Raw genomic sequence first — 21,613 nt, 5'->3', positions numbered from 1 at the left:
CCACACCAGGCCAGAAGGCCCTCACCCATTTCAAGATCCCTCAACCGAGACCTGCATCACCCGTCCACAACCTCCCTGGACAGAACACCTAGCCCTCCGCCGCTCCGGCGGCCTCCCCCAGGGGCCACACGTAGGGTCCCTGGGGGTCGTCGAGCCAGGCCCACTGCCCCTCGCGGGTGACCGTGACGCCGAACCGCTCGCGCGGCGGCCTGCCCTCGCCGCGCCACAGGTCCAGCGCCTCCCGGGGCCGCAGTACGCCCGCGGTCAGGATCAGCAGGAACTGGAGGCGCTCGTTCTCCACCAGCTCGTACGGGACCCCGTGCAGCGGGCCTCCCGCGCCGGGCGGCGGCGGCCCTGCCGTGGCCCCGCGCAGGGGGACGAAGTAGGCGGAGGTGTGCAGGAAACGGCCCTCCGCGAAGTCGGCGTCGTGGACCGTGAGCGCGATCAGCCCGGTCGACAGGGGGGCCAGGATCCGCGCCCCCGGCCGGCACTGGCCGAGCCAGGCGTGCGGGATCAGCGGCAGGGTGCAGGTCACCAGGATCCGGTCGAAGGGGGCGCGTGAGGGGCAGCCGCGCGCCCCGTCGCCGGTGACGACGGCGGGCCGGTAGCCCAGCAGCGCCAGGTGCGCCCGGGCGGACTCGGTGATCTCCTCGTCCAGGTCCACGGTGGTGACGTGTTCCTCGCCGAGCCGGTGGCAGAGCAGGGCGGCGTTGTAGCCGGTGCCCGCGCCGATCTCCAGCACGTCGTCCCCGTCGCGGACGTCGAGGGCCTCCAGCATCCTCGCCATCAGGGAGGGCTGGCTGCTGGAGGAGAGCAGCTCGCCGTCGCGCAGGCGGGTCGCGAGCGGGCCGTCCGTGTAGACCCCGCGCAGCCACCGGGCCCGGCGCTCGGGGTCCGGGTCCTCGGCCCACAGCCGCTCGTGGCCGGCGCCGCGGCCGGTCCAGAAGTACGGCACGAAGACGTGCCGGGGCACGGCCGCGAAGGCGGCCCGCCAGGCCGGGTCCTCCAGCGCCCCGGCGGCCGTGAGCTCCCGTACCTGGGCGGCGTGCGCGATCTCCCGCAGGTCGCGAGCCGGCTCCTGGGGTTCCCGCGGGGTGTGTGCCGCGTGCGCGCGCCTGCCTCCCGTGCCCATGTCTCCACTGTGCGGCGGGCGGCCGCCGCGTGCGAGCCCTCCCGGGCTGCCGCCGGACCCCGGTCCTAGGACCGGGGTCCTCCGTCCGGGTGTCTGAGACGATGGTCGGGTGAATGACGATCCGCAGAGCAACGTCCAGGAGACGACCTTCTTCGAGCAGGTGGGCGGCGAGGCGACCTTCCGGCGCCTGGTCCACCGCTTCTACCAGGGTGTCGCGGAGGACCCGCTGCTGCGTCCGATGTACCCGGAGGGGGACCTCGGGCCCGCCGAGGAGCGGTTCGCGCTGTTCCTGATGCAGTACTGGGGCGGCCCGGGCACGTACAGCGAGAACCGCGGCCACCCGCGCCTGCGGATGCGGCACGCCCCGTTCCAGGTGGACTCGGCGGCGCACGACGCGTGGCTGAAGCACATGCGGGAGGCGCTGGACGAGCTGGGCCTGGCACCGGAGCACGAGGCGCAGCTGTGGCGGTACCTGACCTACGCGGCCGCCTCGATGATCAACACGGCGGGCTAGCCGGCCCGCGGGGCGCCCGCGGCCCCGGGAGGGGCTGCGGGGCCTTGGGCCGTGGCGTTCGGATCAGCCCTGGAGCGGCCGTACCTGGAGGGCGCCGAGGCCACCGCCGCCGGGGCCGGGCGTCCGGGTCGCGACGGAGCCGTACGGGGTGCTCAGCCTGAGCCACCCGCCGGAGGCGAACAGCGCCACGGGCGCGGGCGCGCCGGGGCCGTCGGCGGTCGCGGGGGCCGGCACGGTGGCCCGGACGGGCCGCAGGAAGCCCAGGGACTGGGCGGCGTGCGCGGCGCGCAGCGGGAGCTCGGTGTCGCCGAGCGTCCGCGACCAGATCTCGCGGCCGATGCGGTCGCGCTCGGAGCGGGTCCGGTGCTGCGGGGGCAGGGCCTCGTCCCGGGCCCGGAATTCGGCGACGGCGGCGGCCAGGACCGCCCGTACCGCCTCGGGACGCGGCAGTCCGGGCACGGGACGCCAGCCGCCCTGGGGCGGCAGGACACCCGTCCACGGCGGGCCGGTGACGGCGCCCGGCACCCGGGCCCCGGCGCCGGCCTCGTCGACCGACTCCAGCAGCTCGCCCGCGGACACGGTGACGTCCAGCGGCGTCGCGAGGGGCGCGGCGAGGCGCACCGCGCGGACGGCCAGGACCTCGAAGGACGGCGGCCGCCCGAAGACGGCGAGCGCGCCGCCGCCCGCCCGCGCCTGCAGGCGGACCGCGGCGGCACGGTCGTAGTGCACCAGCCGGCCCAGGAAGGCGGCGAGGTCCGCCGCCTCCCCGGAGTCGGCGAAGTGCAGCTGGTCGGTCATGCCGCGAGGCGCCCTTCCGCGCCGCCGGGGCGTCCGGTGACACGGCCGACGGGCTCCTCCAGGTACTCCTGGAGGAAGACCCGCTCCTCGTCGGTGATGCGGCGGGGCCGCCCCTCGGCGAGGTTGTAGGGCACGACGACCGTCTCGGCCCGGACGTAGACCGTCTCGGGCGCGTCCTCGGTCGCCTCGTCCTTGACCTCGTAGCGGATGGTCAGGGACGCGGCGCCTATCCGGGTGACCCAGGACTCGATCAGCACCGGCTCGTGCCGGTGCACGAGGGGCAGCTTGTAGTCGATCTCGTGACGGGCCACGACGGAGCCGCCCGTGAAGGACTCGCTGCCCTCCCCGGGCGCCAGGCGGAACATGAAGTCGATGCGCGCCTCCTCCAGGTAGCGGAGGAAGACCACGTTGTTGACGTGCCCGAAGGCATCCATGTCCGCCCAGCGGAGGGGGCACCGGTAGTGGTGTCTGGCCATGTGCGCGACCTAGCCCCGGGTGAGCTTCTTGTAGGTGGCGCGGTGCGGACGGGTGGCGTCCGGGCCGAGCCGCTCGACCTTGTTCTTCTCGTAGGACTCGAAGTTGCCCTCGAACCAGAACCACTTCGAGTCGCCCTCGTACGCCAGGATGTGCGTGGCGACGCGGTCCAGGAACCAGCGGTCGTGGGAGACGACCACGGCCGCACCGGGGAACTCCAGCAGCGCGTTCTCCAGCGAGCCCAGGGTCTCGACGTCGAGGTCGTTGGTGGGCTCGTCGAGGAGCAGCAGGTTGCCGCCCTGCTTGAGGGTGAGCGCGAGGTTCAGGCGGTTGCGCTCACCGCCGGAGAGCACGCCGGCCGGCTTCTGCTGGTCCGGGCCCTTGAAGCCGAAGGCGCTGACGTACGCGCGGGACGGCATCTCGACGTTGCCGACGTTGATGTAGTCCAGCTCGTCCGACACGACCGCCCAGAGGGTCTTCTTGGGGTCGATGTTGGCGCGGCCCTGGTCGACGTAGGAGATCTTGACGGTCTCGCCGACCTTGATGTCGCCGGAGTCCGGGGTCTCCAGGCCCTGGATCATCTTGAACAGCGTGGTCTTGCCCGCGCCGTTCGGACCGATGACGCCGACGATGCCGTTGCGCGGCAGCGTGAAGGACAGGTCGTCGATGAGGACCTTGTCACCGAAGGCCTTGGTGAGGTTGTTGACCTCGACGACGATCGAGCCCAGGCGCGGGCCCGGCGGGATCTGGATCTCCTCGAAGTCCAGCTTCCGCATCTTGTCGGCCTCGGCCGCCATCTCCTCGTAGCGCGCGAGACGGGCCTTGGACTTGGCCTGGCGGCCCTTGGCGTTGGAGCGGACCCACTCCAGCTCTTCCTTGAGGCGCTTGGCGCGCTTCTCGTCCTTCTTGCCCTCGACCTTGAGGCGCTCGGCCTTCTTCTCCAGGTAGGTGGAGTAGTTGCCCTCGTAGGGGTGCGCGCGGCCGCGGTCGAGCTCGAGGATCCACTCGGCGACGTTGTCGAGGAAGTAGCGGTCGTGGGTGACGGCCACGACGGCGCCCTTGTACTGGGCCAGGTGCTGCTCCAGCCAGTTCACGGACTCGGCGTCGAGGTGGTTGGTGGGCTCGTCGAGGAGCAGCAGGTCGGGGGCCTCCAGCAGCAGCTTGCAGAGGGCCACGCGGCGCTTCTCACCACCGGAGAGGTTGGTGACCGGCCAGTCGCCGGGCGGGCAGCCCAGGGCGTCCATGGCCTGCTCCAGCTGGGCGTCGAGGTCCCACGCGTTGGCGTGGTCCAGGTCGTCCTGGAGCTTGCCCATCTCCTCCATCAGCTCGTCGGTGTAGTTCGTCGCCATTTCCTCGGCGATCGCGTTGAACCGGTTGAGCTTGGTCTTGATCTCGCCGACGCCGTCCTCGACGTTCTCGAGGACCGTCTTGGACTCGTCGAGCTTGGGCTCCTGCATGAGGATGCCGACCGTGTAGCCGGGCGACAGGAAGGCGTCACCGTTGGACGGCTGCTCGATGCCCGCCATGATCTTCAGGACGGTCGACTTGCCGGCGCCGTTGGGGCCGACCACGCCGATCTTCGCCCCCGGCAGGAAGTTCAGGAACACGTCGTCGAGGATCACCTTGTCGCCGTGCGCCTTGCGCGTCTTGCGCATGGTGTAGATGAACTCAGCCAAGAGAAACCGTCCGGCAGATCGATGGTGGGCAGATACACCCCATACTGCCGTACGTCCATCCCCCGGGGGAAACGCACGTGGTCAGGGCCCTGATCTGCGCCTCGCTCGTGCCGGGGAGGGAAATCCCCCGCGGGCGGCGCGCACGGGCGGCAGGATGGCGCCCGGTCCCGGTCCCGCCGCCCCCCGGAGGAAGCAGCAGCAATGGAGAGCACCCTGGTCGCGCTCGCCGGTACGACGATCGCCGTGGCGGGAACCCTCCTCGCCCCCGTCCTGTCGCAGCGGCTGCTGTCACGGACGCAGTCGGACCAGTTCGAGCGGCAGGAGCGGGCGGCCGACGCCCAGTGGGCGCGCGAGCAGCGCGTCGCCGAGCTGGACAAGCGGCGCGCGTGCTACGTGGCGGCGAACTCCGGCTACCGGCGGCACCGGGTCGAGCTGATGAACTACCTGTGGCGGGTCCACGACGGGGAGGTCACCCCGGAGGCGCGGGCTGCGCTGGAGGACGCGCGGCACTCGATGCACGCCTCCTTCGCCGAGGCCCAGATGGCCGCCTCCGACACCGTCCTGGCGGAGCTGGACTCCATGGCGCAGACCCTCGCCCACGCGTACGACCGGGTCATGCGCCTGGGCGAGGGCGCCCCCGGGGCGGACGGGGCGGACGGGGCGTTCGAGGAGATACGGGTGATGCTGCTGAGGGCGAACGACCAGTGGGTGGGGATGCGGACGGCGATGCGGGCGGACCTGGGGGTGGAGCCGGGCCCGGCCGGGCCCTGAGGTCAGCGGGGGCGGTAGACGGGGAGGGCGTCCGGGAGGGTGTCGAGGACGAGGGCGGGCGGGGCCTGGGCGTACTCGCCGTCGTAGGCGAAGGGGGTGCCGGGCGGAATGTCGGAGATGTGCAGGCGGCGCACGCGGATGGCCACGTGGGCCGGGGAGCGGGTCAGCGGTCCGGCGAGGGCGGCGGCGAGGAGGCGGGGGCCGGGGCGGCCGCCTCCGTGGACGAGGCGCAGGTCGAGCAGGCCCTCGCCGAGACCGTCGCGGCGGCGGGGGGTGGCACCGGAGCCGTGGTAGGTGCCGTTGCCGGCGAAGAGCAGCCAGGCGCTCCGGGGCCTCCCGGCCAGCGTCAGCCGTACGGGGCGCTCGGCGCGCAGCACCCGCCAGGCCGCCGCGAGCGCGGCGGGGCCGCCCCCGATCCGCGGGGCCCAGCGCAGCCGGTGGCGCAGCAGCTCGGGGTAGACCCCGAAGCTGAAGGTGTTGAGGAAGTACCCGCCCTCCCCGCGCCCGCCCCCCGCGTCCCCGTCCGGCCGGCTCCCGGAACCCGCTCCGGAGTCCGTGGACGCGCCGGCGGCCGAGGCGGGCGCCTCGCCGGAAGCCGGGGCGGGTGTCGGCGCCGCGCCGGCGGCGGGCGGGGACCCGGACGCGCCGGCGGCCCGGGGGCCGGCGGACGGCGGACGGGCTCCGGCGGGCGCGGCGCGGGGGCCTGCGGACGGGGTGAAGCGGCCCACCGCGACGCGGACCGCCTGGCCCTCGGCGACGGCCCGGCAGGTGTCCTCCGGGCCGCTGAGGCCGAGGTCGAGGGCGAAGTGGTTCAGGGTGCCACCGGGGAACACCGCCAGCGGCACCCCGGCCCGCAGCGCGGCGGTCGCGGCGGCGTTGACCGTGCCGTCGCCCCCGCACACCCCGAGCACGTCCGCACGCTCCGCGGCCGAGGCCAGCTCCGTCTCCAGGGCGTCGCCCCCGCACTCCACGACCTCCGCCCGCGGCAGCCGCTCCCGCAGGACGCCGAGCACCTCGGCGCCGACCGTTCCCGCGCCGGTGTTCACCACCACCGTCAGCCCGTCCCCGTCCGGGAGCGCCGGCACCCCGGCCGCGGGCCGCTCGTCACCCGGGACGGCGCGCGCCTGCCGCGCGCCCCGCGCGAGCCCGCGGACGGCGAACCCGGCCGCGACCCCGAGCAGCGCGCCCGCCGCCACGTCGGACGGATAGTGCACCCCGGTGTAGACGCGGGAGAACGCCACCGACGCGGCCAGGGGTGCGACCACGGCCCCCCACACCGGGGACTCCAGCGCCAGCCCGACCGTGAAGGCGAAGGCCGAGGCGGAGTGCCCGGACGGGAAGGATGTGGTCCAGGGCGGCACGGCCGGCTGCCGTACCGCGGGCACCCCCTCCAGCAGGGGCCGGGGCCGCCGCACGGTCCACTTCCCGACGGTGTTGACGGTCGCGGAGGCCAGCGCGAGCGAGGCCGCCGCCCGCAGCGCCGCCTTGCGGGTGCGCGGCGGGCCGAGGACGGTGAGCGCCGCCGCGATCCCGCCCCACAGCACCCCGTGGTCGGCGGCCCGCCCGAGCGCGGGCAGCGCCCGCTCGGCCGCGGGCCAGTGCCGCCGGGCCACGGCGTCGAACAGCCGCCGGTCCCATTGCGCGGCGGTGCCCCGCCAGGTCAGTTCCTGATCCCGATCTGCCATTTCACGCCCTTACCCGGGCCCCGGCGGGATGAAGCACCCCGCCCCTCGTTCAGCCCTCCCTCTCGCCTTCTTCCCCTTCCAACGGACGCCTGCGCACCATCAGGACCACCATTCCGCCCAGCACCACCAGCCCCACCGCCAGGGCGGCGATCACCGGGGTGGCGGCGGAGCTCCCGCTGACGGCCAGCCGCTCCTCCTCCGGCGACTGCGTCTCCGTGACGGCGTCGGGGGCCGGGACCACCTCGGCGCTGCCCGCCAGCGTGCCCACCTTCCCGGCCGGTCCGGCGGGCGGCTGCGGCCAGACCGCCGTGGCGCTGGCGGAGGCCGCCGACTCGCTGGAGCCGGCCACGACCTGCGCCTCGGCCGGGATCCCGCTGCTGAAGACGCGCCCGACCGGCACCTTCGTCGAGCCCTGCACGACGACCGAGGCCGTCCCGTCGGGGGTGCCGGCGGGCACCTCGAAGTACAGCCGGCTGCCGTTGGCCGCGGAGCCCACCGGCTGCCCGTCGGCGTCGACCACCCGCACGCCCATGGCCACGGCGGCCGCGTCGGGGGTGACGGTCACGCTCTGCGCCCCCGTGCGGACGGTCACCGGGCCGAGGCGGGTGCCGGCGGGCCCCGTCACCGTCCCGGTCACCCGGCCGGGGTCCAGCCCCAGCGAGGCCGGCGGCTCCGGCAGCCGGCCCGCCTCCCGCTGGAGGTAGTCGGCCAGTTTCTCGGCCGCCTGGTCGGCGGCCTCGACCTGGGCCCCGTCCGCGAGCCGCCAGATCGCCACCTGGGTCCCGGCGGCGGCGCTCTCCGCCGTCAGAGCCCCGGCGCCGGCCGCCTTCGCCAGTCCGGCCAGGTCGTTGTGCTGCGGGTAGGAGTGCTCCAGCACCCAGCGGATCCGGCCGCCGGCCTCGGCGTTCCCGGTGAGGGGGATGCCGCCCCACCCGCTCTCGGTGAACCGGGCCTGGGGCTGCGCGTTGCCCGCGACGCCGACCCCGTACGTCTGGAGCATGCCCCCGCCGTCGACCCGCATCTCGTACAGCCCGGCGGGGATCTGCCGGACCGAGCCGTCACCGGCGCGCAGGACCGCCTGGCCGTAGGCCTTCAGGCCGTCGAGCACGGCGCTCGCCCCTCCGGCCGCCGCGCTCGCCACCGCCGTGCCCGACTCGGCCGAGGCCCGGGCGCCCGGGGCGGCGGTGAGGGCCGCGGCCAGCAGGGCCACCGCCAGCGGCCGCCGCGCGGAGCCGCGCACCCCGCCGCCCGCGCCGGCGGAAGCGGACCCGGCACCGGAGGCACCCGCGCCGGGGCCGGGAAGGGAGTCGGGAGCGGCGCCCGCGGGGGCGGCGGAAGCGGCGCGCACGCCGGGAAGCGGAACCGCCGGTGTGACGGATCCGGCGGGGGCCGGTCCGTCCGTGGACGCGGCGTGGGACTCGAAGGACGCGCAGGACGCGGGAACAGCAATCGACACAGTCTTCCCCTTCGGGCCAAAGACCCAGGTGCCCGTGAGTACCGGGGAATCCTAGCCTCATCGAACACTCAGACCACCGCCGCCTTCTGAGGGCCCATCAGCGGGGTCTCCGTCTTGACCACCCGACGGAAGGCCGCGGTTCCGCGGTTCAGGTCGTGTCCGACGGCGAACGCGTCGATGTCCGCGGAGAACCAGCGGACCCCGTCGCCGTCCGGCGGCCCCTCCCGGACCCGCAACCGCCCGTGCACCACCAGCGGTTCCCCGACCGAGACCGAACTGGCCAGGTTCACCGCGAGCACCCGGCGCGCCCACACGGTGTAGAAGCTGGTGGTGCCGTCCGTCCAGACGTCGGTCCGCCGGTCGAAGTACCTCGGGGTCACCGCGAAACGGAACCTCGCCGACGGGCCGGTCGCCGTCTCCTTGAAGTCGATCTGCGTCGCCACGTGCCCCACCAGCGTCACCAGGGTGTCGTTCATCCCGGCCGCCCTCCCCGCGTTCGTACGGCTCGCCCGGACCGTCCGCGCGAGGTACGACCATGCTGGCCCGGGCCCCCGACCCGCCGCTCCGGCCTGTGGACTACTGGCGGGTTGTGGACAACCTCGTCCCCCCTGAGGAGACGGTCGCGTACTGCTCCCGGACCTCCCGGTAGCGCAGCAGCTCCGCCGCCACCGGCTCCAGCACCCTGGCCCGCCCGCAGCCCGCCGCGGCCTGCCGCAGCCGCCGCTCGGCGTCCTGCCCGTACCGGCGGGCCGGCCCGCGGGCCGCGAGGGAACAGGCCCACTCCACCAGCGGCCCGCCGACGATCCCCGCCACCATGAACAGGACCGGTGGCAGCAGCCTCGGCCCCAGGACCCCGGCGATCTGCCCGACCAGCCACAGCCCGCCGAAGACCTGCACCAGCGTCATGGCCGCCTGCGCCAGTACCGCCGCCGGCCACCAGGCGGGCCGGGGCGGCTTCGTTCCGGGCACCGGGGCGGGCGCGCCGAGGGTCACCGCCAGCTCGTCCAGCGCCTCCGGCAGCCGGGCGGCCCCGCGTACGGCGGTCTCCCGTACGGCCTGCGCCCAGGGTTCGGGCAGCCCGACGGCCGCCTCGTCCGCGACGGTCCGCACGGCCTGCTCCACCCGCTGGCGGGCGGTCACCTCCTCCTCGACCGGCACGGGGGCGGCCGTCGAGGAGCGGCCGATCACCGCGAGGGCGGACAGCCCGCCCAGCGCGCGGGGGGCGCGCCGGTTCTCGTACCAGCGCCACAGCCGCAGCCACGGCGTCCCGCAGGCCTTCCCGGCGTTGCGCCGCCAGGCCCGTTCGGCGGCGAGGCCGGCCGCGTACGCCCCGACCGCTTCGGCGAGCCGGTCCTCGAACTCGGCGCGCGCCGCCTCGCCGATCTCCGGCCCGGAGGGGCCGTTGGGCCCGTCGGCGACGTACAGCGGGCGCAGGCGGACGGCGGCCCGGTCGACGTCGGCGGCGATCCGCCGGGTCGCGGCGCCCTTCTCCTGGGTGAACTGTCCGAGGAGCTCGCGCAGTTCCCCGACCCCTTCGCCCGTCAGGGCGGACAGTCCGAGGACGGTGGCACCGGGCTCGCCGTGCTCGCCGAGCGCGATGCCGTCCTCGTCCAGGAGCCGGCGCAGGTCGTCAAGGACGAGGTCGGCGGCCTCGCCGGGCAGCCGGTCCACCTGGTTCAGCACGACGAACGTCACCTCCGCGTGTCCGGCCAGCGGCCGCAGGTACCGCTCGTGCAGGACGGCGTCCGCGTACTTCTCCGGGTCCACGACCCAGACGACGGCGTCGACCAGCGCCAGCACGCGGTCGACGTGCTCGCGGTGCACGCCGAGTGCCGAGTCCAGGTCGGGCAGGTCGACGAGGACCATCCCGCGCAGGGCCTCGGCCTCGGGGGTCTCGCGGGGCCGGCGCCGCAGCCGTCCGGGGATCTCCAGCCGGTCCAGCAGTCCGGCGGCCCCGTCCGACCAGCTGCAGGCGATCGGCGCGGCGGTGGTCGGACGGCGCAGCCCGGTCTCGGAGATCTGCACTCCGGCGAGTGCGTTGAAGAGCGTGGACTTGCCGCTTCCGGTGGCTCCGGCGACGGCGACGACCGTGTGCTGGGCGGACAGGCCCCGGCGCGCGGCCGCCTCGTCGAGGACCCGGCCGGCCTCGGCGAGGGTCTTGCCGTCGAGGCGGGTGCGGGAGAGCCCGACCAGCTGGCGCAGGGCGTCGAGCCGGGTGCGCAGGGCCTGGGCCTCGGGGCTGAGCGGGGGTGCGGGGGCCTTGCCGCCGTCGCTCCCGGCGCCGGAGACGGCGCGGACGAGGGCCTCCTCGCCCGCGTCCGGCTCCTCGTCGAGTTCCTCGGCCGGGAGTTCCTCCCCGGCGCCGCGCGAGCGGCCCCTGCCGAAACCGCCCTTGCGGGCGGTCCGGTGGCGCGAGCGGGCGATGAACCCGTCGTCCCAGCGGTCGGCGGCCCGGTCGGCCGTACGGCCGTCCGCGGCGCCGTCCGGGTGGCCGGTCGCCGGTTCGGCGCTGCGGCGGGCGGCCCGGCTGCGGAGGCGCATCCCGTCCCCGGCCTGGTCGCGGACGTGGTCGCGGTCTCCGGCCTGATCGCGGTCGGTCAAGGCGGTCACCCCGTCACCTCTCCTTCTGCAGTACGGACAGCGCCGCGATCAGTTCGGCCTGTGGTTCCGGGGTCACTTCGAGCGCCTGGAGCGGTGCGAGCCGGCGGTCCCGTTCGGCGCGCAGGATCTGGTCGAGGTGGTCGCTGACCGCCTCTCCGCCCCGGTCGCGCAGGCGCAGGGCGGCCTGGACGCCGATCCGCTCGGCGAGCTTCTCCCCCGCCGGGCGGGCCCGTTTGCCGCCGAGGAGGACAGCGACGAGGAGGGCGGCGATGCCGTCGGGGTCGGGCGCGGGCTGCTTGTCGAGCTTGGCGACCTCCTCCTCGGCGAGTTCCTCCAGCACGCGCCGCCAGCGCCGTACGGCCATGCCGATACGTTCCGCCGCCTCCCGGTCGGGTCCGGGCAGCGGCACCGCTCCGGCGGCCGGCTCGCGGCGCCACACCTCGGCGATGCGCTCGTCGGCGGCGGCGACGGCGCACTGGAGCAGCGCCGCGAGGGATTCCGCGAGGGAGTCGAGCAGTTCGTCGGCGCTGGTGTCGAGGGGGTAGCCGCGCCAGCGGGTGAGGGCGTCCCCGGCGAGGACGGCACCGCTGTCGAGGCGGCCCTGCACCCGTTTGCCCTCCCTCCTGTACGCGTCCTCGACGGCCGAGGTCAGCCGGACGGCCGCGGCGTGCTGGGCGGCGACGGCGGAGGCGAGTTCCGGCATCCTGCGCCGGAGGGAGTCGAGCGCGCCGAGCGCGGTCCGGCCGACGGCGTACTGGCGGGCGGCGGGGTCCTGGACGTGGTGGCCGAGCCAGGCGAGCAGCGGGGCGACGGCGCTGGCCGGCAGCAGACCGCCGCCCCCGGCCGACTCGGGCAGCTCGGGCACCGTGAACCGCGGCACGTCGCCCAGTCCGGCCCGGTTGAGCAGTGCCCCGTACTGGCGCGAGACCTCGGCGAGCACCTGGTGCGGGACCCGGTCGAGGACCGTGATCAGGGTGGCGTTGTACTGCTTGGCGGTGCGCAGCAGGTGCCAGGGGATGGCGTCGGCGTACCGCGAGGCGGTGGTGACCATGACCCAGACGTCGGCGGCGCAGATCAGCTGGGCGGCGAGGGTCCGGTTCTCGACGACGAGGGAGTCGATGTCCGGCGCGTCGAGGAGGGCGAGTCCTCGGGGGAGGGTGGAGACGGTCTCGATCCGCAGTTCGCGGCTGGTGGGGCCGCGGTGCCTTCCGGGCGGGCGGCCCTTCCGGGCGGGGAGCAGGTCGTCCTCGTCCTGGGGCGCCCACACGCGCATGAGGTCGGGCAGGATCCGCATCCCGGCGAACCAGTGGTGGTCGTCGGGGTGGCAGACGAGCACCGGGGTGCGGGTGGTGGGGCGCAGCACTCCGGCTTCGCTGACCTGGCGGCCGACGAGGGAGTTGACGAGTGTGGACTTACCGGCTCCGGTGGACCCGCCGACGACGGCGAGCATCGGCGCCTCGGGCGCCTTGAGCCGGGGGACGAGGTAGTCGTCGAGCTGCGCGAGCAGCTCGGCTCTGGTCTGGCGGGCGCGCGGGGCGCCGGGCAGGGGCAGCGGCAGACGCACGGACGCGACCCGGTCGCGCAGGGCGGACAGGGCATCGAGCAGCTGAGGCCGAACATCCAAGGTCACCACATGCGAAGAATGCCCGGTTTGGGACCATTTTTGAAGCTTATACGCCCTCTGCGCGCCGACCGCGACTCCACAGGGACATCATGGACACGGAGGACGAGTGGGACGCAGGCATAACGAGTGCACAACACCCAGGCCGCCGCGGCGCAAAAGCGGTGCGAGAATCGCACCTGCCTGCGATTATCGGGACCGCTTCACCGAACCTCCACAACGTGGCACGCCAGCGAAGCAACCGGGACAAGGCAACCGGAGCCCTATCCTTGACCCGGCATGGACCGCAGTCCCACCCCCACCAAGGGGCTCCAGGCCAACACGGTCACCACCGGCCCCCGTAGCTCAGCGGATAGAGCAGGCGCCTTCTAAGCGCTTGGCCGCAGGTTCGAGTCCTGCCGGGGGCACTCTTCCTCTTCCTCCCCGAGGGGCCCTGCACGGGCGCCCCGGGGAAAGCCGTCCAGCACTGGCGGAAAATCACCCGACCGGATCCTTGCAGGCGCAAAACGGCCGTCGCCCGGACGGGCGGGCCGGCCCGCCCGCCGTCCGCTCCGGGGGTGAGGGCTGCCGCCGGGGCGGGAGTTGACCGGGGCTGCTCCCACGGCACGCTCCGGGCACGGGTGTTCGCGCCCGCGGCGGTCCGACCGCACCGGGAACCACTCTCAGGTATGACTCCGTATGCGACTTGCGGCAGAGCCGAGGTTCGTACCGGGGAGGGACGCGTGAACGCCTCCCGGCGCGAACACTTGTAGGCATGAACCGCCGTCCGCTCGTGATCGCCGCCGCCATCGTGGGAGCCCTCGCCACGGCCGCCTTCGCCCTGCCCAACCTCCCGCCCAACCCGGTCAGCAACGCCCTCAACGACCGGTTCTTCAAGGAAAAGGGCAGGCACTTCGCCACCGCCGGCGTCGCCGAGGCGCACACCCGCGGGGACCGGACCCTCTCACTGCCCAGCTGGATGCCGAGGGACGCCACCGACATACGCATACAGGCCCGCACCGACGGCAAGGCCCGGCTCATCCGGTTCACCCTCGGCAGGACGCCCCTCGACGGCCCGCAGTGCGCCGCCGAGACCCCGAAGAAGGCGGGCGGCCCCCGGCTGGGCGCCCGCTGGTGGCCGCGCGACACCCGGGGCGAGGAGCGGCCCGAGTGCCGGGACCGCTACCAGTACCAGGTGTCGGTGCGCGGCAGGAAGGTCTACGCCTGGACCGACGGGACGCCCTCCCCGGGGGCGCGAATACCGCAGGGCGTCCCGGCCGTCCCCCAGCCGGGGGCCGTCCCGGCCGTACGCCGCTGACGGGTCAGTCCCGCGCGAGCGCCTCGGCGGCGGCCCGGGCGAAGCCTTCGGGGTTGTCGAGCATGATGTTGTGCCCGCACTCCGGCACGGGGACGACGGCAACCCCGGCGGCCTCCAGTTCCTCGGCGCCGGAAGGGGATCCGTCCGCCTCAGGGTGGAGGAAGCTGCGCGGGACCTCCAGCTCCAGCAGCAGCTCCCGCATGGTGGGCTGCGTGCCCGCGGCGAGGTTCACGGCACTGCGGTACAGGCCGGTGCGGCCGGCCAGCCGCATGGTCGACCACCAGTGGTCACCGACCCGGTCGCGGACCTCGGCCCAGCCGCCGGCCAGGAACTCCTCCTCCGTGTAGGAGGCGATCCCGCTGCTGGACGCCGCGCCCGGGGTGGACGGCAACGGGTCCAGGTTGGCGTCGACCAGGACGAGGCGGGAGACCAGGTGCGGATGCCGGGCGGCCAGCACGATGGCCACCGCCCCGCCCATGCTGTGGGCGATCACCTCGGCAGCGTCCGCGCCGGCGGCGGTGAGCGCCCGCGCCACGGTGTCCGCGTGCGCCTCCAGGGTGTACGCGAACGCCTCGGGGCGGTCGCTGTGCCCGTGTCCGAGGAAGTCGAGCAGGAGCGAGCGCCGCCCGGCCAGCCGGGGGTGCACGGCGCTCGCCGCGAAGTAGGCGGGCGCGGTGGAGCCGAGCCCGTGCAGGTAGACGCGGGCCGGTTCCTCCCCCGGGAGCTCGACCCAACGGATCCGGTCGCCTTCCGGCGTCACGACGGCATGGTGCACGGTGTGTTTCCCCCTGAATCGTCCGCAGTGGATCGGGGACGAGGTTAACCGGGACGCCAACTGCCCCGACTACTCTCGTGAGGTGATCGAGGAACTGAACCAACTCGGCGGTGCGGCACCGCGGCTCGGGAACCTGCCGGGGGGCTCCGGCGCGGCGGTGTGGTCGCTGGACACCACGCGCGAGGTGATCGGCGGATACGACGCCGGCGGGGCGGCGGAGCTGCTGGACGCCGACGAGCGCGAGCGGGCGGCCCGGCTGCTGCGGCCCGGCGACCGGCGCACCTACCTGGCCTCGCACCTGGGGCTGCGGGTGCTGCTCGGCGGGTACCTGGGGATGGCGCCCGGGGAGGTGCGGTTCGTCCGGGAGGACTGCCCGAACTGCGGTGGCCCGCACGGCCGGCCCGCGGTGGCCGGGGGCGGGGTGCACTTCTCGCTCTCCCACAGCGACGGCCTGGCGTACTTCGCCTTCGCCGGCGCACCGGTGGGTGTGGACGTCGAGGGGCTGCCGACTGCGGGGGCGCTGGCCGACGTCCTCAGCAGCCTGCACCCGGCGGAGACGGCCGAGATCACCGCCCTCCCGGAGGACGGGCGCCGAGCCGCGCTGGCCCGCGTCTGGTCCCGCAAGGAGGCCTTCCTCAAGGCCACCGGCACGGGCCTCGCCGATGGCGTGGTCGAGCCCTACGTGGGCGCGGCCGACACCCCCGCCGCGGTGCCGGGCTGGGACTTGCGCGACCTCCCGGCCCCGCCCGGCTACGCCGCCGCCCTGGTCCTGCGCACCCCCTGACCACCGGACCGCCCCCACCACCACCGGCGCCGCCCCGGGCCCGACACCACGCGGGGACTCCCGGATCTCCGCTCCCGGCTCCCGGCTCCCGGCTGGAAGCCCACCCCGTGGTCCCGGGCGCCGCGGTCCCGGGCGCCATGATCCCGAACGCGTGGACCCGAACGCCGTGGACCCGCATGCCCGTATGCCCGTAGTTCTGGGCGCCCGCGGCCCCGTACAGCCGTGGTCCCGTACAGCCGTGGTCCCGTACGACCGCGGCCCCGTACGGCCGTGGTCCCGTACGGCCGTGGTCCCGTACGGCCGTGGCCCCGTACAGCCGCGGCCCCGTACGACCGCGGCCCCGTACGACCGCGGCCCCGTACAGCCGTGCTCCCGTACGGCCGTGGTCCCGACGCGCCGCGCCCGTTGCGGCGGCGTGTCGTGCGGCCAGTCGGCGCACCCTCCGCGCGGGCCCGCGCGGGCGGGCCGAGCATCGGGCGCATGACCGCGATGACCGCACTCCTCCCGGCCGCCGCCCTGCTGGCGGCGGCCACCGTCCTGCCGCAGCACCCGGCCGCTCACGCCGACGGCCCCGACGCGCCCACCGCCCCCTACGTCGTCGTCCTCAAGGACGCCACCACCCGCGCCCCGGCCCGCGCCCTGGCCTCCGAGGCGGCGCGGGCGGGCGACCGGGTCGACGCGGTCTACGACACGGCCCTCGACGGCTTCGCCGTACGCACCACCGCGGCCCGCGCCGCGGCGCTCGCCGCCGACCCCCGCGTGGCCTCCGTCGAACCCGACACGGTGTACCGGATCTCCGACACCGCCGAGCGGATCCCGGACCGGCCCCCCGCCCCCCGCCGCCGCCCGGGGCGGCCCCCGGCCGCCGCCCCGGGGAGCCAGCCGCAGGCGCCCTGGCACCTCGACCGGCTCGACCAGCGCACGCTGCCGCTCGACGGCTCGTACACGTACCCCGCCACCGGCGAGGGCGTCACGGTCTACGTGGTCGACACCGGAATCAACACCCTCCACCAGGAGTTCGGCGGCCGGGCCCGCAGCGGCTACAACGCACTGTGGGCGGAGGGCTCCGCCGACTGCAACGGCCACGGCACGCACGTCGCGGCGACCGTCGGCGGGGCCACCTACGGGGTCGCCAAGGGGGTCTCCCTCGTCGGGGTGAAGGTGGCCGACTGCCGGGGCGACGCACGGCTGTCGCACATCCTGCGCGGCCTCGACTGGATGGTGAAGGACGCCACGCGCGGCGGCCTCCCGCTGCGCCCCGCCGTCGCCAACATGAGCCTGGGCGGCTCTCGCAGCCACTCCATGGACGCGGCGGTCGTCCGCGCCGCCGCCTACGGGATCACCGTCACCGTGGCCGCCGGCAACGAGGGCCGGGACGCCTGCTCGGGCTCCCCGTCCAACGTCCCGCAGGCCCTCACGGTCGCCGCCACCGACGCCGCCGACCACCACCCGTCCTTCTCCGACCACGGCCCCTGCGTGGACCTCTCGGCCCCGGGCGTGGCCGTCGTCTCCGCCTGGAAGGGGTCCACGACCGCGCTCGCGCGGGCCACCGGCACCTCCATGGCCGCCCCGCACGTCGCGGGCGCCGCCGCCCTGGTCCTGGCGGGCGGCGCGGCGCACAGCCCCGAACAGGTCCGCGCCGCCCTGCTCCGGGCCGCCGCCACGGACCTGATCAGCGGCCTGCCCGCCGGCACCCCGAACCTGCTCCTCCAGGTCCCCCCGGCGGGCTGACCCGCCCCGCCCGGCCGGCAGCGCCTCACCGACCGGTCGGTATCCGATGTCCCATCAGACCGGGCCTGATGGGACATCAATGTCTGTGTGCTTCGGACCCGGGCAATCCATTGACTTCTCGACACCGCGACGCGTCAATGACGGCCATCCGCACCGGCTCGGCCTCCCCCACACAGCGGGTGGGGGGAGGGGTTCGTTCGTCATGACGAAGGAGTCGCGACCCAGTGAGTTCGAGAACCCTCAAACGAAGAGTGCTGGCCGGGGCGGGCGCCCTGTCCCTGGCCCTGACGGGCGGCGTCGTGGCCCTGACGGGACCGGCGCAGGCCGCGACCAAGACCACCCCCGTCCCCGTGAAGTGCGTCGCCCCGGCCCCGCAGCCGGGCGCCAACGGCACCCAGGACTACACGATCACGGTGCCGGACACCGCCAGGGCGGGTGAGACCGTACCCATCACCATCGACCCGGGCGAGACGCCGGTCGTCCCGATGTTCACGATCGACACGGTCAACACCATCAAGGCGAAGCTGCTCGTCGGAGGGGTCGCCCAGACGGTCACCAGCCCCGCCGTCCCCAGCCACCAGGAAGCCGGCAAGAAGTCCGACCCGCCCGCCTTCTCCGGCACGGTCAAGATCCCGGACGGCAGCGAGGGCACCACGGTCCAGATCACCGTCGACCAGGTGGTCACGGACGCCGACCTGGGCGGCACGGTCTACACCACGACCTGCACCCCGGACCCGCGTCCCAGCGCCTCCGTCGGCTCGATCGCCGTCGAGGCCCTGCCGAAGGACCCGGTGACCACCCGGCTGACGCCCAACAGCGGCAAGGCGGGCACCGCCGTCGTCGCCACCGGCGCCAACTTCCCGACCGGCCCCGTCACCTGTTCCGCCCTCCTCGCGGGCGCGGCCACCGGTGACACCGGCACCGGCACGGCGGACGCCTCCGGCGCCGCCACCTGCAACATCACCGTCACGAAGAAGGCCGACGCGATCAGGATCGACGGCTCGGTCCCGCCGGCCAAGCCCTTCGTGTTCGTCGAGGAGCAGGCCGGCGTGAAGAACCCGGTGGACGTCGAGGTGCTGCCCGGGCCGCTGGCCCTCGGCCCGAAGGACGGCCAGCCCGCCGTCAGCTTCGGCTCGGTGACCATCAACGGCAAGGCCCAGTCGGTGTTCGGCGCGTTCAACGCCGCGACCGTCCAGGACTTCCGCGGCGGCACCCTCGGCTGGGACGTGACGGCGACCCGTACGCCGTTCCTGAACCAGACGACGGGCCACGCCATGGCCAAGGCGCAGCTCGGCATCCAGCCGTCCTGCACCGTGACCAACCCGGACAGCCCCAGCACCTGCACCGCGGGCGCGCCCGGCGCGATCACGGAGACCCCGATGAAGGTCGCCTCGCAGGCGGCCGGCGGTGACGAGCTGACCGGCGGCGAGTTCGCCGTGGGCGGCGCGGCGATGCTCCAGCTTCCGCCGTTCATGTTCGCCGACACCTACCAGTCGGTCGTGACCTTCTCGATCGCCTGATCCCGCCACCGCAGCCCCGGGGTGGTGCGGCGCCCCCGGCGCCGCACCACCCTCCCCGCTCTCCCGCCGCGATCCTGGAGAAGACCGCCCATGCGCCTGCGCACGACCGTCCTCCGCACCCTCCTCCTCGGCCTGTGCGGGCTGCTGCTGCTCCCCGCCGGCCCCGCCGCGGCCGCGGACAACGGCACCTGGGGCGTCTTCCCGACACCGCCGGCCGGCGCGGCGATGACCGACCGGGCGTACTTCTTCCACCAGGGCGCCGCCGGGGCCGCCATCGGCGACAGCGTGACGCTGCTGAACTCCTCGGACCGGGAGCTGACCTTCCAGGTCTTCGCCACGGACGCGGTGAACACCCCCTCGGGCGGCGCGTTCGCCCTGCTGCCCGCCGAGACGAGGCCCCGGGACGTCGGCTCCTGGATCGCGCTGGGGCCGGAGGCGGCGGGCACCGTCACCGTCCCGCCCAAGGGCCGCAAGGACATACCGTTCACCGTCAAGGTCCCCCAGGACGCGGCCCCGGGCGACCACGTGGGCGGGATCGTCGCGCTGAACACGCAGGTCGAGGGGATCCAGCGCGAGGGCAGGGTGCAGGTCGGGGTGAAGCGCCAGGTGGGCGCCCGGCTGTACCTGAGGGTGCCGGGTCCGCTGACCCCGGCGCTGAGCGTGGAGGACGTACGGGTCGCCCGCGGCGCCCCGCTGCTGCCCTGGACCCAGGACGCCCGGGCCACCGTCACCTACACGCTGGTCAACCGGGGCAACGTGGTGGTCGAGCCGAAGGTGGCGGTCTCGGCGCGGGGCCTGTTCGGGCGGCGGGTGCTGGACCGGCCCGCCCGCGGCCCGAAGCCGGCGCTGCTGCCCGGCCAGCGGATCACGCTGACCGAACCGTGGCCGGACTCCCCCCAGTTGGACCGGGTCGAGGTGGAGGTCAGGGCGAGCGCCGCCGCCTACCCCGGCCTGGACGCGCGGGCCGGTACGGAGTTCCTGGCCGTCCCCTGGCCGGCGGCGGGCACGCTCCTCCTGCTGGCCGGAGCGGGCGTCGCCCTCCTCGTGCTGCGCAGGCGCCGCCGCGCGGCCCCGCCCGCGGCGGAACCCGTACCGGACCTGGCGGCGGCGCGCTGACCGCGCACGGCAGGAACCCCCGGCCGGTGAGGGTGAGCCGGGGGTTCCTGCTGTTCGGGGCGTGCCCGGGGGCGTCTCAGGAGCGTGCCCGGGGGCGTCTCAGGAGCGCGTCCGGGGGCGTCTCAGGAGCGCGTCCGGGGGCGCGGCGGGAGAAGGCGTCAGTGGTTGCGGGGGAAGCCGAGGTCGACGCCCGCGTGGTCCTCGGACGGGTCGGGCCAGCGGGTGGTGACGACCTTGCCGCGCGTGTAGAAGTGGATGCCGTCGTTGCCGTAGATGTGGTGGTCGCCGAAGAGCGAGTCCTTCCAGCCGCCGAAGGAGTGGTAGCCCACCGGCACCGGGATCGGCACGTTGACGCCGACCATGCCCGCCTGGATCTCCAGCTGGAAGCGGCGGGCCGCGCCGCCGTCGCGGGTGAAGATCGCGGTGCCGTTGCCGAACGGCGAGGCGTTGATGAGGGCCACGCCCTCCTCGTAGGTCTCGGCGCGCAGCACGCACAGCACCGGGCCGAAGATCTCGTCGCGGTAGGCGTCGGAGTCGGTCTTGACGTGGTCGAGGAGGGACAGGCCGATCCAGTGGCCGTTCTCGTGGCCGTCGACCGTGTAGCCGGTGCCGTCGAGGACGACCTCCGCGCCCTGGTCGGCGGCGCCCTTGACGTACGAGGCGACCTTGTCGCGGTGGGCGGCGGTGATCAGCGGGCCCATCTCGGACGCCGGGTCGTTGCCGGGGCCGATCTTGATCTTCTCGGCGCGCTCGCGGATCTTCTCGACGAGGGCGTCGCCGATGGCGCCGACCGCGACGACGGCCGAGATGGCCATGCAGCGCTCGCCGGCCGAGCCGTAGGCGGCGGAGACGGCCGCGTCGGCGGCGGCGTCGAGGTCGGCGTCCGGCAGGACCAGCATGTGGTTCTTGGCGCCGCCCAGGGCCTGGACCCGCTTGCCGTGGGCGGAGGCGGTGGTGTGGATGTGGCGGGCGATCGGCGTGGAGCCGACGAAGGAGACGGCGGCCACGTCCGGGTGGGAGAGGAGGGCGTCGACGGCGACCTTGTCACCGTGGACGACGTTCAGCACGCCCGCCGGCAGGCCGGCCTCGGTGGCCAGCTCGGCCAGCTTGTTGGCGGCCGACGGGTCCTTCTCGCTCGGCTTGAGGACGAAGGTGTTGCCGCAGGCGACGGCCAGCGGGAACATCCACATCGGCACCATGGCCGGGAAGTTGAACGGGGTGATGCCCGCGACCACGCCCAGCGGCTGGCGGATGGCGGCCACGTCCACGCGGTTGGACACGGACGTGGACAGCTCGCCCTTGAGCTGGGTGGTGATCCCGCAGGCCAGCTCGACGATCTCCAGGCCGCGGGCGACCTCGCCCAGCGCGTCGGAGTGCACCTTGCCGTGCTCGGCGGTGATCAGCTCGGCGATGGCGTCGCGGTTGGCGTCCAGCAGGGCGCGGTAGGCGAACAGCACCTTGGTGCGGGCGGCCAGCGAGGACTGGCCCCAGGACAGGAAGGCCTCCTTGGCGATCTGCACCGCCGCGTCGACCTCCTCGGCGGAGGCCAGGGCGACCTGCGTGGTGACCTCGCCGGTGGCCGGGTCGGTGACCGGGCCGTAGTTGCCCGACGCGCCCTCGACGGTCTTGCCACCGATCCAGTGGTTGACGGTCTTCATGCTT

Annotated in this window: 18 protein-coding genes and 1 tRNA gene; 8 read left to right on the top strand and 11 right to left on the bottom strand. The window is 74.9% G+C overall.

What is annotated here, in order from left to right; genetic code table 11:
- Window positions 1-88: 88 nt before the first annotated feature.
- Window positions 89-1,132, bottom strand: coding sequence for a methyltransferase domain-containing protein (locus tag AB0469_RS37135; protein WP_366455985.1), 1,044 nt, complete (start codon window positions 1,130-1,132; stop codon window positions 89-91).
- 109 nt (window positions 1,133-1,241) lie between these two features.
- On the opposite strand from AB0469_RS37135, the gene AB0469_RS37130 reads away from it, so the two are divergent.
- A complete protein-coding gene (locus AB0469_RS37130) occupies window positions 1,242-1,646 on the top strand; it encodes a globin (protein WP_042818584.1) in 405 nt (134 codons plus the stop codon).
- 63 nt (window positions 1,647-1,709) lie between these two features.
- Here the strand turns inward: AB0469_RS37130 and AB0469_RS37125 are convergent, their stop codons facing one another.
- From AB0469_RS37125 to ettA, 3 genes are read right to left on the bottom strand one after another with little or no spacing between them, the layout of a single operon-like run.
- Window positions 1,710-2,444: a hypothetical protein gene (locus tag AB0469_RS37125; protein WP_366455984.1), complete on the bottom strand. Its 735-nt coding sequence runs from the start codon at window positions 2,442-2,444 to the stop codon at window positions 1,710-1,712.
- A complete protein-coding gene (locus tag AB0469_RS37120; RefSeq protein WP_366455983.1) occupies window positions 2,441-2,920 on the bottom strand; it encodes a thioesterase family protein in 480 nt (159 codons plus the stop codon). Before AB0469_RS37120 ends, AB0469_RS37125 begins: the two co-directional genes overlap by 4 nt.
- Before the next feature lie 9 nt (window positions 2,921-2,929).
- Window positions 2,930-4,594, bottom strand: coding sequence for an energy-dependent translational throttle protein EttA (gene ettA / locus AB0469_RS37115; protein ID WP_366455982.1), 1,665 nt, complete (start codon window positions 4,592-4,594; stop codon window positions 2,930-2,932).
- A gap of 201 nt (window positions 4,595-4,795) precedes the next feature.
- Here ettA and AB0469_RS37110 point away from each other — a divergent pair, with 201 nt between their 5' ends.
- The gene (locus AB0469_RS37110) at window positions 4,796-5,365 is read left to right on the top strand and encodes a hypothetical protein (protein WP_366455981.1); all 570 of its coding nucleotides are present in this window, start codon (window positions 4,796-4,798) and stop codon (window positions 5,363-5,365) included.
- Window positions 5,366-5,367: 2 nt separating this feature from the next.
- Here the strand turns inward: AB0469_RS37110 and AB0469_RS37105 are convergent, their stop codons facing one another.
- From AB0469_RS37105 to AB0469_RS37085, 5 genes are all read right to left on the bottom strand, one after another.
- Window positions 5,368-7,050, bottom strand: coding sequence for a phosphatase PAP2 family protein (locus AB0469_RS37105; RefSeq protein WP_366455980.1), 1,683 nt, complete (start codon window positions 7,048-7,050; stop codon window positions 5,368-5,370).
- 49 nt (window positions 7,051-7,099) lie between these two features.
- Window positions 7,100-8,398 carry a thioester domain-containing protein gene (locus AB0469_RS37100; RefSeq protein WP_366455979.1) on the bottom strand — a complete coding sequence of 433 codons (1,299 nt, stop codon included), beginning with the start codon at window positions 8,396-8,398 and terminating at the stop codon, window positions 7,100-7,102.
- Window positions 8,399-8,574: 176 nt separating this feature from the next.
- A complete protein-coding gene (locus tag AB0469_RS37095; RefSeq protein WP_366455978.1) occupies window positions 8,575-8,982 on the bottom strand; it encodes a single-stranded DNA-binding protein in 408 nt (135 codons plus the stop codon).
- Window positions 8,983-9,082: 100 nt separating this feature from the next.
- Complete coding sequence (locus AB0469_RS37090) at window positions 9,083-11,116, bottom strand: GTPase (RefSeq protein WP_366455977.1); 2,034 nt, start codon at window positions 11,114-11,116, stop codon at window positions 9,083-9,085.
- Between the two features lie 4 nt (window positions 11,117-11,120).
- Window positions 11,121-12,740 (bottom strand): dynamin family protein, encoded by a 1,620-nt coding sequence (locus AB0469_RS37085; protein ID WP_366455976.1) that lies wholly within the window; start codon window positions 12,738-12,740, stop codon window positions 11,121-11,123.
- A gap of 322 nt (window positions 12,741-13,062) precedes the next feature.
- Here AB0469_RS37085 and AB0469_RS37080 point away from each other — a divergent pair.
- Together AB0469_RS37080 and AB0469_RS37075 are read left to right on the top strand one after the other, a co-directional pair.
- Window positions 13,063-13,135, top strand: a tRNA-Arg gene (locus AB0469_RS37080).
- A gap of 347 nt (window positions 13,136-13,482) precedes the next feature.
- A complete protein-coding gene (locus AB0469_RS37075) occupies window positions 13,483-14,025 on the top strand; it encodes a hypothetical protein (RefSeq protein ID WP_366455975.1) in 543 nt (180 codons plus the stop codon).
- Window positions 14,026-14,029: 4 nt separating this feature from the next.
- On the opposite strand, the gene AB0469_RS37070 is transcribed toward AB0469_RS37075, so the two are convergent.
- Window positions 14,030-14,800, bottom strand: a complete 771-nt coding sequence (locus AB0469_RS37070; RefSeq protein ID WP_366455974.1) for an alpha/beta hydrolase — start codon at window positions 14,798-14,800, stop codon at window positions 14,030-14,032.
- 82 nt (window positions 14,801-14,882) lie between these two features.
- Between AB0469_RS37070 and AB0469_RS37065 the strand changes: the two genes are divergently transcribed.
- From AB0469_RS37065 to AB0469_RS37050, 4 genes are all read left to right on the top strand, one after another.
- Window positions 14,883-15,584 carry a 4'-phosphopantetheinyl transferase superfamily protein gene (locus tag AB0469_RS37065; protein ID WP_366455973.1) on the top strand — a complete coding sequence of 234 codons (702 nt, stop codon included), beginning with the start codon at window positions 14,883-14,885 and terminating at the stop codon, window positions 15,582-15,584.
- Between the two features lie 480 nt (window positions 15,585-16,064).
- A complete protein-coding gene (locus tag AB0469_RS37060; protein ID WP_366455972.1) occupies window positions 16,065-17,315 on the top strand; it encodes a S8 family peptidase in 1,251 nt (416 codons plus the stop codon).
- 224 nt (window positions 17,316-17,539) lie between these two features.
- Window positions 17,540-18,835, top strand: coding sequence for a hypothetical protein (locus AB0469_RS37055; protein WP_366455971.1), 1,296 nt, complete (start codon window positions 17,540-17,542; stop codon window positions 18,833-18,835).
- A gap of 90 nt (window positions 18,836-18,925) precedes the next feature.
- Window positions 18,926-19,951, top strand: coding sequence for a DUF916 domain-containing protein (locus AB0469_RS37050; protein WP_366455970.1), 1,026 nt, complete (start codon window positions 18,926-18,928; stop codon window positions 19,949-19,951).
- Between the two features lie 158 nt (window positions 19,952-20,109).
- Here AB0469_RS37050 and AB0469_RS37045 read toward each other — a convergent pair whose 3' ends face one another.
- Window positions 20,110-21,609 (bottom strand): CoA-acylating methylmalonate-semialdehyde dehydrogenase, encoded by a 1,500-nt coding sequence (locus AB0469_RS37045; RefSeq protein ID WP_366455969.1) that lies wholly within the window; start codon window positions 21,607-21,609, stop codon window positions 20,110-20,112.
- Window positions 21,610-21,613: the final 4 nt, after the last annotated feature.

The sequence above is a fragment of the Streptomyces sp. NPDC093801 genome (assembly GCF_040701585.1).
In the GTDB taxonomy this organism is placed as follows: Bacteria; Actinomycetota; Actinomycetes; order Streptomycetales; family Streptomycetaceae; genus Streptomyces.
Note: the sequence above shows the minus strand (reverse complement) of the source record. Positions and strands in the feature narration are given on the sequence as shown.

Bases quoted from the DNA above. Each gene is read 5' to 3' on its own strand.
- AB0469_RS37135 (WP_366455985.1), bottom strand. From the start codon at position 1,132: ATGGGCACGGGAGGCAGGCGCGCGCACGCGGCACACACCCCGCGGGAA.
- AB0469_RS37125 (WP_366455984.1), bottom strand. From the start codon at position 2,444: ATGACCGACCAGCTGCACTTCGCCGACTCCGGGGAGGCGGCGGACCTC.
- AB0469_RS37120 (WP_366455983.1), bottom strand. From the start codon at position 2,920: ATGGCCAGACACCACTACCGGTGCCCCCTCCGCTGGGCGGACATGGAT.
- AB0469_RS37110 (WP_366455981.1), top strand. From the start codon at position 4,796: ATGGAGAGCACCCTGGTCGCGCTCGCCGGTACGACGATCGCCGTGGCG.
- AB0469_RS37105 (WP_366455980.1), bottom strand. From the start codon at position 7,050: ATGGCAGATCGGGATCAGGAACTGACCTGGCGGGGCACCGCCGCGCAA.
- AB0469_RS37095 (WP_366455978.1), bottom strand. From the start codon at position 8,982: ATGAACGACACCCTGGTGACGCTGGTGGGGCACGTGGCGACGCAGATC.
- AB0469_RS37075 (WP_366455975.1), top strand. From the start codon at position 13,483: ATGAACCGCCGTCCGCTCGTGATCGCCGCCGCCATCGTGGGAGCCCTC.
- AB0469_RS37060 (WP_366455972.1), top strand. From the start codon at position 16,065: ATGACCGCGATGACCGCACTCCTCCCGGCCGCCGCCCTGCTGGCGGCG.
- AB0469_RS37050 (WP_366455970.1), top strand. From the start codon at position 18,926: ATGCGCCTGCGCACGACCGTCCTCCGCACCCTCCTCCTCGGCCTGTGC.
- AB0469_RS37045 (WP_366455969.1), bottom strand. From the start codon at position 21,609: ATGAAGACCGTCAACCACTGGATCGGTGGCAAGACCGTCGAGGGCGCG.